The following is a 12,161-nucleotide window of genomic DNA, read 5'->3' on the forward strand; positions in this document are numbered from 1 at the left end:
ATAAAAGAAAAAAGCCAGCTAAAATATATAGCTGGCTTTTTTATAGCAATCCTCCGCAAAATTTACAGTAAGTTGCATTGGCATCATGTCCTTCTTTATGACAATGACTACAAACCTGTGTGCTAATGTTTGCTTTGTTTTTATCTGTTCTAGCAAACTCTGCTACTACAATTCCTGTTGGTACAGCTATAATTGCATAACCCAAAATCATTAAACAAGCAGATAAAAATTGACCAACATTGGTTTTTGGTGTAATATCTCCATAGCCAACAGTAGTCATGGTAACAATGGCCCAATAAATTGATTTTGGTATACTAGAAAAACCACTATTAGTATTGCTTTCTATAATATACATTAAACTTCCAACTATAATAGAAATAATAGTTACAGACATTAAAAAGACCAGTATTTTAATTTTACTTAGCACTATTGCTTCCCATAGTTTATTAGATTCTTGTACAAATGTTCCCATTTTAAACACTCTAAAAACTCGTAGCAAGCGTAGTGCTCTTATAGTCATTAAATAATGAGTTCCACCTAAAAATAAACTTAAATAACTTGGTAGTATAGACAATAAATCGACTATTCCATAAAAACTAAAAATATAATTCTTTTTATTTTTTGAACAATAAATTCTCAGTATATATTCTATTGTAAATAATGCTGTTATTATCCATTCTAAAACTGTAAACCATTGCTTATATTTTATTTGTAATGTTTGAACACTTTCTAACATCACCAACGAAATACTTAGCAATATTAATATCAATAGAACTGCATCAAAGAGTTTTCCTGCTTTGGTATCTGCTTCAAAAATGATGGTAAACAGTTTGTCTTTTATTTTTTTGTTATCCATTATAGTAAATATAAAAAATAGAAACATTTTGTAGTAAAATTTTGTTATACTTTTGCACTATGAATGAGTTAGAAATAAAGATTGTTATTACTTTATCAATTATTTGATTTTATATTATCTCTAATTTATATATAAACCGCTAAAAAGTTTCACTTTTGCTTGGAAAGAAGACAGCTAACCATTAAGTTATTCTCTTTGATTTCTGGTGTTGTTGGCATTATTTTTTTAGCAGCCATTTGGGGAATCGAAAAGAATCAGATTGGCTTATTTATATCTTCTGCTTTAACTGTACTTGGTGTTGCTTTTTTTTGCACAATGGTCGGTTTTATCAAATATTACTTCTGGAATTATAATGTATTTTAATCATCCGTTAGGTATTGGCGATAATATTTTAATTGAAGACAAAGCTATTATTATAGGTATTTCTTTTTAAATTTAATTACTTTACTTTTTTCGTTTCTTATATAAGAAAGGGAAATACGCCAACAAAAACTTTTATCTTTATCTGCTCATGCATCTAAAATTTACTGCCGATAAAATTTATACTGCTTCGCAAAATAAAGTATTGCAAAACAAAGTTATTATTACCAATAAAGAAGGAAAAATTCTAGCAATTGACGATAGCATCAACCACGCACCAGAAGAAGTTCAACAACTACAAGGTTGGTTGGTTCCAGGTTTTGTAAATGCACACTGTCATTTAGAGTTGTCGCACATGAAAAGCAAAGTCAATACAGGAACAGGTTTACTACAATTTATAGAAGAAGTCATTACTACAAGAGCCGCAACCGAAGATTTCATTCAAGAAAGTATTGCCAATGCAGAACAAGAAATGATAAACAATGGCATTGTTGCTGTCGGCGATATTTCTAACACAACAGATACCTTTGCTCAAAAACAAAAAGGCAATTTATACTACTATACCTTTGTAGAGTTTTTCGATATGTTTCAGAAAGACAGAACGCAAGCAACCTATAATCAATATAAAGCCGTGTATGATGCTATGCAAACCAACTCAAAAAACCAAATAGCTTGTGTACCACATGCGCCATATAGTGTTTCAAAAAAACTGTTTGAATTACTACAACAAGAACATCAAAACGAAATAAAAACCATTAGCATTCACAACCAAGAAACGCCATCAGAAAATGAGTTTCTACAACACAACACAGGAGCATTATTGTCGTTTTATAATAAAATGAATTTAAACACCGACAATTTATTGCCTACCAACCAAAATTCAATCTATTATGCATTACAATATTTGTCGCCAAAGCATAGAAATTTGTTTGTACACAACACACAAACTTCCGAAACAGATATAGTTGCTGCACATCAAACACTAGGAAAAAATCAAGTTTTTTGGTGTACTTGTCCAAATGCCAACTTGTATATAGAAAATAGTTTGCCGAACTATCAAAAATTTATCAATACCAATGCTACGGTTTGTATTGGAACAGATAGTTTAACTTCAAATTGGCAACTATCTATTTTTGAAGAAATGAAAACCATTCTAAAATATCAGTCGTATTTAGATTTTGAAACAGTCTTAAATTGGGCAACTATAAATGGAGCAAAAGCTTTAGGTTTAGACAATGAAATTGGAACTATCGACATCAACAAAACACCAACACTTGTGCTAATTGATAACATAGAAAACAACCAGATTACAAAACATAGCACTAGCAAAAAAATTATATAAAAACAAATTTGCCTTAAATGCTTCTTGTCCTGAATTTATTTCCGAATCTAGTTCGTTTTGCCTTTTTACCAACAGGTAAATATCAAGATAAAATGAAGTAATACTTAAAACTAGAATAGGTTTTTTGTTCTAAATGTTCAGAATAAATTTCTAATGTGTAATTTGCAAAAAAAAACTTGAACTTAGCATTAGACATAGGCAATACCAGAACAAAAATTGGCTTATTTAAAAACAGCAAATGTATTAAAACATTCGTGGAGGAAGATTTTACTACTATAAAACTAAAAACAGTATTAAATAATAACACCATTACTAACTCAATCATTGCATCAACAAAAAAGCCAAATAAAACACTAGAAAAACTACTAGAACAAAACACCAATTTTGTAGCATTTAATAATACGATTCAACTGCCATTCAAAAATAACTATCAAACACCAACTACGCTAGGTAAAGACAGACTAGCATTAATTGCTGCTGCAGTTGCTATGTATCCAAAAGAAAATGTTTTGGTAATTGGTTGTGGTACTTGTATCACTTTTAACTTTAAAAGCAATAAAGAAGTTTTTTTAGGCGGAAGCATTCATCCAGGATTAAAAATGAGAGCCAAAGCCATGCATCAATTTACAGCAAATTTACCTTTGGTCGATTTAAAATGGAATAAAAACAGCATTGCAAAAAATACAATTGCCGCTTTAGAAAATGGTGTTTTATACGGAGCAATTGCCGAAATTGATGGAATTATAGCTCAATATCAAGAAATTTATAAAGATTTAACGATTTTAATTACAGGTGGCGACAGTAAAATATTGGTTTCTAAACTTAAAAATAAGATATTTGCACATTCCAATTTAACGCTAATTGGATTAAATAAAATATTAGAACATAATGTATAGTAGTTTGGCAAATCAAAAAATAAAAATTGTAGCAATTGTTTTAATGCTTATAACAAGCATTGGCTTTGCTCAAGAAACAACACCATATTCTCGTTTTGGCTTAGGTTATGGCGTAGACAATAACAACATGGCTTCTTCAATGATGGGTGGTTTAGGTGCCAGCTACAAAAGTGTAGAAAGTGCCAACTATATCAATCCAGCATCTTATGCTCATGTAAGTTTAATTTCTTTCGATGCAGGATTAACTGGCAACTTCAATCGTATTAAAACCGAAACGCAGAAGAGCAACAACAATAATTTAAATATTAACTATTTAAGTTTAACAGTGCCTATTAAAAAATATTGGACAAGCTCTGTTGGCTTACTACCATATAGTAATAAAAACTATTTTATTTCAGAAACCAAAGCAGTAGATACAACACTTTCTGCTAAAGTAGAATACGAAGGTAATGGAACCCTTTATAATTTGTATTGGGGAAATGGCTTTAAATACAAAGGGTTTGCTGTTGGTTTTAATGTTGGATATTTATTTGGCAAGCTTAAAAACTATGCCGTTTCTTATCCATTGTTAGATGGTGCTTTAGACAATACTACTAATGCTACTGTAATTAGGTCTGATTTAAGTGCTGGTGCTTTTGTGTGGAATGCAGGTATTATGTATACACAAAACATCAAGTCTAAAAAAGACAGCAATCGTATTTTTACTATTGATTATGGTTTTTCAGGAAACTCAGGATATAAGTTTTCTAAAGGAACTTCTCTTAATTATGGTGTGTACACGCTAGCATCAGAAGCACTAGGAAGCAGAGGCGTTAATCAAGGAATTATAGAATATTTTGAAGAAGTACTTGATCCAGTTGCAGAATATAGCGATGTCTACGATACAATTGTTAGCAATAATGCAAGCAAAGTAACAGTAAAAACACCAGCATCATTTAATGTAGGTGTTTCTTTTTCAGAAAGCATAAGATGGAAAGTTGGCGTTGATTTCAAATATCAACCTTGGAGTAAATATATTGGCTATGAAAACAATGCATCTTCTAAACTAACCAATAGTTGGCGTTTTGCTTTTGGCGGAGAAGTTATTCCTAACTTAAAAAAGTACGATAAGTTTTTCAGTCGATTAAAATATAGAGCAGGATTTAACTATACAAAAACAAACATAAATATTAATAATAACCAAATTAATGAATTTGGCATAGACTTTGGAGTAGGTATACCACTGGTTAAAAAAGTACCAAATGACGAAGGACTATTGCAAAACATTTATACTTACTCTTTCAACCTTGGCTTGCAAGTAGGAAAAAGAGGAACGATAACAGACAACTTAGTTCAAGAAACATTTGTACGATTAAAGCTAGGTTTTTCGTTAAACGATAAATGGTTTGTTAAACGAAAATATTATTAATCAAAAAAAATTGAAAATGAATAACTTTTTAAAATTGATGACATTCTTCGGAATTATTGCTTTTAGTTCGTTTAAGAGTAATGCTGCAAATTGTAATCAATTCATTAATGGAAATGAACAAGAAACAAAAGTACAGTACTCTATTTATTACGAATATTTCAAAAAAGGATTGTATACCGATGCTTATCCAGCTTGGAAGAATCTATACAATAATGCTCCAGGCTTTAGATTGCAAACTTTCTTAGATGGTGAAGCAATGTATAAGCAATTTATTAAAGAAGCTAAAGACGATGCTACCAAAGCTGCTTTAGAAGACACACTAATGCAAATTCTAACAAAAGGAATTGAGTGTCATAATTCTGGTTATTTATACGGACAAAGAGCATATAATTATGTTGCTTATAAAAATGATGCAGAAAATGCAAAGAAAGATTTTCAAAAATACATGGAATTAGAAAAAGATAATGCTTATCATTTCTATTTAAAAACATATTATAGTGTATTAAGATTTCAGTACGATAACAAAGCAATTTCTGATGATGAAATGAAAGCAGAAATGGCAAAAATCAATCAAATTGCAGACAATAACATTAAGAAAAATAAATATACTGAAGAGTTTAAAGCATTAAAGGAATATTTAGAAAATCAATATAATGAGTTATTCTTAGATGTAACAACACCAGAAGGACAAGCTAAAACACTAGTAATTATTAAAGAGCAGTTTGCCAAAAATCCAACTGATGAAAATAAATTGCTAGACATTTATAACTTGTCATTAAAAACGAACGACAGCTTATTTTCTGCTCAAGTATTAGAAAAATTACACCAATTATTTCCAGCTAACTTAACTTATACCGATAGATTGGCATTAAAATATATCAAAGCAGACAATTTAAATGCAGCAAAACAAGTATATGTAACATCTGCAAATGCAATGACAGATACACTTAAAAAAGCAGAAATTTATTTAGCACTAGCAAACTTAGCTTACGAAGAAGATGACTTTGGTGCATCTAGAGATTATGCAAAAATGGCAATTGCCAACAATCCAGCAGAAGGAAAAGCATATTTTTGGATAGGATATTTATACACAGCAAGTGGAAGCAAATGTGGTCCAGGCGTAGGTTTTCAATCGCAAATTGTATTGTGGCCAGCTTTCGATTACTTAAAACAAGCAGTAGCTTACGGTGATGCAACAATATCAGCAGAAGCACAAAAATTAATGGACGATTATCGTCAGTATTTACCAACAGTACAAGATGTAAAAGACAAAAAACTAAAAGTTGGTCAAGCATACACTGTTAAATGTTGGATAAACGAAACCACAACAGTACAAGTAAAGTAAAACCAAAACTAATGGCTGGTGTCGACACCAGCCATTAACAAAACAAAAGACCGAAGTATAACACTTCGGTCTTTTTTATTATAATCAAACTCGATGCTGAACTTGTTTCAGCATCTATTATATACTTAATAATAACTTCTAAATTGTAAATAAACAGACAAGTTAATAATGTAGGTTTTTTTATTTAATTTCACTTCATGCAATGGTTACAAAAATATACTGGTTTTTTTCGACGGTTAAAACCATTGTATGTACTAAATAATTTGTTGCACTATCAACAGTTAAAACACAATAAAGCATTGTACAAACAGTATAGTATTGATAAGAGTGTTGTTTCAAGTATTTCTGCTAAAGATTTTAAAAACAGCATTGATGATATGCCTTGGTTAGATCAATCAATAACAACTACACAACAAATTGAACTAAAGTTGCAAAACACTAATTTTTCAGATGAAATAAAACAGCAAATCATTCATTGGAAAGACAATGGTTTTATGATTATAGAACAATTTTTTAATCGTGATTTGGTTGATCGTTTAAATAATGAAATAGAACAACTCATTCATGAAAAAAAAATAAACACCAACTATACTAATAAAAAATACTTCAATGTTTTTAATCAATCAAATATAGCTAAATCGTTTATTTTCGATGAACGATTAATTAGTATATTAAACTTTATTTTAGGAAAAGAAGTGCAATTATTTCAATCGATTAATTTTATAAAAGGCAGCGAACAAAAACCACATTCAGATGCTGTTCATATGAGTACTTTTCCATCAAACTATTTAATTGCTGTTTGGATTGCTCTTGAAGATATTGAATTCGAAGCTGGACCAATAAGCTATTATCCAAAATCGCACTTATTGCCAAATATTATAACAGAAGACTTTACAAGCATTCATTCATTTTTGCTAGATGATAATGCTAATGAAAAATACGAAGCAAAAATTCAATCATTATTAGACAAAAATCAAATACAAGCAAAAACCTTTTTAGCAAAAAAAGGCGATATATTTATTTGGCACTCTAAATTAGTTCATGCAGGATTGCCTATACTCCATCCAACATTAACACGCAAAAGCATGGTCTTGCATTTTTTTGCCAAAGATGTAATTTGTTATCACGAAATATCTCAGCGACCAGCAATTTTTTAATTTCTAAGAAAAAGTCATTATAAGGCATTCCACTATTTTGACTTTTTGCAAAAAGTCAAAATAAGACATATCTTTGTAGTGATTTTTAAAACAAAGAATTATGAAAACATTTGTAGCAGGAACTTATAAAAATCAAAATTTTTATAAAAGCTTTCAACCTAATCTTATTAATCGATTTTGGGAAGTTAATGATATGGAAGTATTGAAACTATTAAGTTTAGCCGATAGGCAAATTGGTCGGTTAGATATGTATTCTGAATATGTAAACATAGATTTGTTTATTCAGATGCATATAGCAAAAGAAGCTACACAATCTTCTAAAATTGAAGGAACACAAACAAATATAGAAGAAGCATTTCTAAAATTAGAAGATATTGCTCAAGAGAAAAAGAAAGACTGGGAAGAAGTTCAAAACTATATAAGTGCTATGAATTATGCTGTAGAAATGTTACATACACTTCCTTTTTCTTCTCGTTTAATAAAAAAAACGCATGAAATCTTGTTAAGAGGTGTGAGAGGAGAGCATAAAACACCAGGAATTTATAGAATTTCTCAGAATTGGATTGGTGGTGCTTCAATTAATGATGCCGTATTTATTCCTCCAATACACCAAACAATTAATGATTTAATGGCAGATATAGAAATTTTTGCAAATGATACCTTAAATCCTATGCCAGATTTGTTAAAGGTAGCATTAATTCATTATCAGTTTGAAACAATACATCCTTTCTTAGATGGAAATGGAAGAGTTGGTAGATTACTTATCACTTTATATTTAGTGAATCAAGGAATTTTAAAAAGACCAATTTTATATTTATCTGATTTTTTTGAAAGAAACAGACAGTTATATTACGATAATTTAATGAGAGTTAGAACGCACAATGATATCGCTCAGTGGTTTAAGTTTTTTTTAACTGGAATTATAGAAACTGCAAAAAATGGAGTAGAAACATTTAATGATATTATGAAACTATCTAAACAAATTGATGAAAAAATAATAGCTTTTGGTGCAAGAAGTACAGATGCGAGATTAGTAATTGATTATCTATACACTCATCCAATAATAGATGCGGCTAAGGTAGGAGCAGTGATAAGTAAAAAATCACAATCAGCGTATCAGCTATTAGATAAATTAGAAAAAGCAAATATTTTAACAGAAATAACTGGCTCTCAAAGAAACAGACTTTATATGTTTAAATCCTATTTAGATTTATTTAAAAACTAATTATTTTTTTACACATTATAAATATCGTCTATTTCTACAGTGTATTTATTATTGATGACTTTTCTTTTCAGTTTCATTGTTGGTGTTAATTCTTCTGTTTGAGGAGTCCATTCGTTAGCTAAAAGTTTAAACTTTTTAATTTGTTCTATATGGCTAAAGTTTGGATTAATTTCATCAATTATACTTTGATACTTAGCTTGCACTTGTGTATTATTGATTAAATCAGCGTGGTCTGTATAGGAAATACCATTTTCTTTTGCCCAATCTTCTAACACAGGAAAAGCTGGAACAATTAATGCAGAAACAAACTTTTTGCCTTCGCCAACTACCATAATTTGTTCTATAAAGAAGTTTTCTCTAAACTTGCTTTCAATAGGAGCTGGTGCTACATATTTTCCGCCAGAAGTTTTAAGTAATTCTTTTTTTCTATCGGTTATTTTTAAAAACTGATTGCCATTAGTACTCGTAACAAAAGTACCAACATCGCCAGTATGAAACCAACCATCTTCAGTTAAAACTTCGGCAGTTTTTTCTGGTTCTTTATAATAACCCATCATAATATTTGGTCCTTTTGCTAAGATTTCGCCATCTTCAGCAATTTTAATTTCTACAGCTGCAATTGGCATACCAACAGTACCTAACATGGCACCACCTTCTGTAAATCTGTTAAAAGTAAGTACTGGAGATGTTTCTGTTAAACCATAACCTTCTCTAATTGCAATACCTGCAGCAGAAAATACTCTAGCAATTTTTAACGGACAAGCAGCAGAACCTGTAACAATACCTAAAACTCTACCACCAAGCGCTTCTCTCCATTTACTAAACACTAATTTGTCTGCAATTTTAAAGGTAAAACTTGGTTTTTGGTCGTACTCGTATTGGTCTGCTTTTTCCAAAGCCCAGAAAAATAGTTTTTTCTTAAATCCTTTCAACAACAATCCTTTGTTTACTATTTTTTCATATACTTTTTCTAATAATCTAGGAACAGTAGTAAAAAAATGTGGTTTTACAATGGTTAGCTTTTCGCCAAGCGTATCAATATCAGAATAATAAACATTAGCACCAGAAACTACATAAGTATAAATAACCATGCGTTCAAAAATATGGCACAAAGGCAAGAAACTCAACGCAGTTTGTCCTGCTTCTAAAGGCAATTCTGCTCTTACCGTAAGAAAATTAGAAACAATATTGTGATGCGACAACATTACGCCTTTAGGTTGACCTGTTGTTCCTGAAGTATAAATTAAAGTCGCTAATTCGTGTTGGTCTATCGTATCTGCAATGGCTTTTACTTGATTAACATCGCCATTTTCGCCTAGTTTCAAAACTTCAGAATAGTGTTTTATATTAGGTTCATCATCAAAAATATAAATTTCTTGAAGTGTAGGTACTTCTGCTTTAATACTCGCTACTTTGTCGTATAAACCTTTATCAGAAACAAAGCAAATTTTAGCTTCGGCATGGTTTAAAATGTATTTAAAGTCTGCTTCGCTAATCGTTGGATATAATGGCACATTGATAGCACCAATTTGTCCAATACCAAAATCGCAGATATTCCATTCTACACGATTGTAAGATGCTACAGTAGCTACTTTATCGCCTTTTTGAATGCCTAATTGTAGTAAACCTAAACTCATTTGGTTAGCTTTCTTCACTAAATCATCGGTAGAATAAGTTTCTAACTGTCCGTTTTTATATTGTGCTAATGCAATTTTTTGAGGATGATTTTCTTGTTGATAATACAACGAGTCAAAGAGTCTCTTTACTTCCATAAAATTTATTTATTATATATCGATTGAATGATGTCTTGATATGCTTCTTTAATTTTTTTCCTTTTTAACTTCATGGTAGCAGTCAATAAACCATTTTCTACTGTCCACGCTTCATTTAATAGTTTAAACTGTTTTATTTGTTCAACTTTTCCAAAGTTAACATTATTTTCTGAAATAATAGATTGATACAATGCTACGACTTTAGGATTTTCAATTAATTGCGTATTGTCTTCTGTTTTAATATTATGTGTTGATGCCCAACTACTTAATTCTTCAAAGTTTGGGACAATTAAAGCACCAATAAATTTTTCACCATCGCCAATTAAAGCAATTTGCTCTATAAAAAACGATTCTTTCATTTTATTTTCAATAGGAGCTGGTGCTACATATTTTCCACCAGAAGTTTTAAACAACTCTTTCTTTCTATCAGTGATTCTTAAGTATCCATCTTCAGTAAAAGCACCAATATCTCCAGTAAGCAACCAGCCGTCTGTTGTAATTGTTTTTTTGGTAGCAGCGTCATCATTAAAATAACCTTTCATTACGCTATCACCTCGTACTAAAATTTCACCATCATCGGCAATTTTAACTTCAAGATGTGGTAAGATTTTTCCTACACAACCAGCTCTGTAACAATCTGCTCTATTTGGAATAACACTAACCACTGGCGAACACTCTGTGAGTCCATAACCTTCTAAAATTGGAATTTGTGCATTGGTGAAAATAGTAGCTAATTTAGGTTGCAATGGAGCAGAACCACAAACAATTGCTTTTATGTTTCCACCAAGAGCCAATCGCCATTTATCAAATACTAATTGATTGGCAATGTTGAGTTCTATTTCCTCGACAAAACTTCTTTCTTGTCCTAATTCTAAATTAGTTGCTAAATCTAAAGCCCAATCGAACAATGATTTTTTTATATAATTAAGTTCCTTAGATTTTTTTATAATTTTTTCAAAAACTCTTTCTAACAATCTTGGAACTGTAGTAAAATACTGTGGTTTGATATCTTGTAAATTTTCAGCTATCGACTCTAAACCATCTGCAAAATAAATAGAAGCACCAGTAGCCAAATAAGTATAGTTTATAGTTCGTTCAAAAACATGCGACAATGGTAAAAAACTTAGCGTTTTTTCATTTGGAAAAATAGTAACCAGTTGTAAGCAACCTTTTACATTAGACACTATATTGTTGTGTGTAAGCATTACACCTTTTGGTACACCAGTAGTTCCACTAGTATATAAAATGGTAGCAACATCATTTGGTTGAATGGTATCTTTTATTGTATTTATTTGTTTTGTTTCATTGGTTTGATAAAGTGTTTTGATATTTTGAATACTCTCAACTTCATCAAAAGAAAATATATTTTTTAATGAAATAATGTTTGGTAAAACATCTTTAATTCTTCTATAAATTATTTTATCAGATATAAATAAACATTTTATGGAAGCATGGTTAAATATAAACTCGTATTCTTGTTTAGCAATGGTAGGATAAATTGGAACTGTAATTGCACCAATTTGTTGAACAGCCATATCTACAAAATGCCATTCTGGTCTGTTGGTCGTAGCAATAATAGCTACTTTATCTTCTTTTTGAATACCTAATTTTAATAGTCCACTACTTAATTGATTGACTTTATCAATAATTTGTTGTGTAGAATAAGTTGTCCAAGTTTGTTTGTCTTCTCTTCTTGCCATACAAACCGACAAAGGAATTTGTTGGTTTTGGTAATGAATGATATCAAAAATTCTAGTGAATTCTGGCATATAGTAAAGCTATAAAAATCAAATATACAGT

Annotated in this window: 10 protein-coding genes; 7 read left to right on the top strand and 3 right to left on the bottom strand. The window is 30.3% G+C overall.

Features of this window, described 5'->3' with window-relative positions; genetic code table 11:
* Window positions 1-40: 40 nt before the first annotated feature.
* On the bottom strand, window positions 41-856 hold the full coding sequence (locus H6553_11765; GenBank protein MCB9034506.1) for an ion transporter: 816 nt from the start codon (window positions 854-856) through the stop codon (window positions 41-43).
* Between the two features lie 295 nt (window positions 857-1,151).
* On the opposite strand from H6553_11765, the gene H6553_11770 reads away from it, so the two are divergent.
* The 7 genes from H6553_11770 to H6553_11800 all read left to right on the top strand — a co-directional run bounded on the left by H6553_11770 (window position 1,152) and on the right by H6553_11800 (window position 8,589).
* Entirely contained in the window at window positions 1,152-1,289 is a 138-nt protein-coding gene (locus H6553_11770; GenBank protein MCB9034507.1) for a hypothetical protein, read from the top strand.
* Window positions 1,290-1,367: 78 nt separating this feature from the next.
* Entirely contained in the window at window positions 1,368-2,558 is a 1,191-nt protein-coding gene (locus tag H6553_11775) for an amidohydrolase family protein (protein ID MCB9034508.1), read from the top strand.
* A gap of 176 nt (window positions 2,559-2,734) precedes the next feature.
* Window positions 2,735-3,454, top strand: coding sequence for a type III pantothenate kinase (locus tag H6553_11780; GenBank protein ID MCB9034509.1), 720 nt, complete (start codon window positions 2,735-2,737; stop codon window positions 3,452-3,454).
* Between the two features lie 4 nt (window positions 3,455-3,458).
* Complete coding sequence (locus H6553_11785; protein ID MCB9034510.1) at window positions 3,459-4,862, top strand: hypothetical protein; 1,404 nt, start codon at window positions 3,459-3,461, stop codon at window positions 4,860-4,862.
* A 16-nt stretch (window positions 4,863-4,878) separates the two neighbouring features.
* Window positions 4,879-6,207, top strand: a complete 1,329-nt coding sequence (locus H6553_11790; GenBank protein MCB9034511.1) for a hypothetical protein — start codon at window positions 4,879-4,881, stop codon at window positions 6,205-6,207.
* 197 nt (window positions 6,208-6,404) lie between these two features.
* A complete protein-coding gene (locus tag H6553_11795) occupies window positions 6,405-7,364 on the top strand; it encodes a phytanoyl-CoA dioxygenase family protein (GenBank protein MCB9034512.1) in 960 nt (319 codons plus the stop codon).
* A 100-nt stretch (window positions 7,365-7,464) separates the two neighbouring features.
* Entirely contained in the window at window positions 7,465-8,589 is a 1,125-nt protein-coding gene (locus H6553_11800) for a Fic family protein (GenBank protein MCB9034513.1), read from the top strand.
* A gap of 8 nt (window positions 8,590-8,597) precedes the next feature.
* On the opposite strand, the gene H6553_11805 is transcribed toward H6553_11800, so the two are convergent.
* Both H6553_11805 and H6553_11810 read right to left on the bottom strand, forming a co-directional pair.
* Window positions 8,598-10,361, bottom strand: a complete 1,764-nt coding sequence (locus H6553_11805) for a long-chain fatty acid--CoA ligase (GenBank protein MCB9034514.1) — start codon at window positions 10,359-10,361, stop codon at window positions 8,598-8,600.
* A 5-nt stretch (window positions 10,362-10,366) separates the two neighbouring features.
* On the bottom strand, window positions 10,367-12,130 hold the full coding sequence (locus H6553_11810; protein MCB9034515.1) for a long-chain fatty acid--CoA ligase: 1,764 nt from the start codon (window positions 12,128-12,130) through the stop codon (window positions 10,367-10,369).
* Window positions 12,131-12,161 lie beyond the last annotated feature (31 nt).

Source organism: Chitinophagales bacterium (assembly GCA_020636535.1).
Taxonomy (GTDB): domain Bacteria; phylum Bacteroidota; class Bacteroidia; order Chitinophagales; family JADIYW01; genus JADJSS01.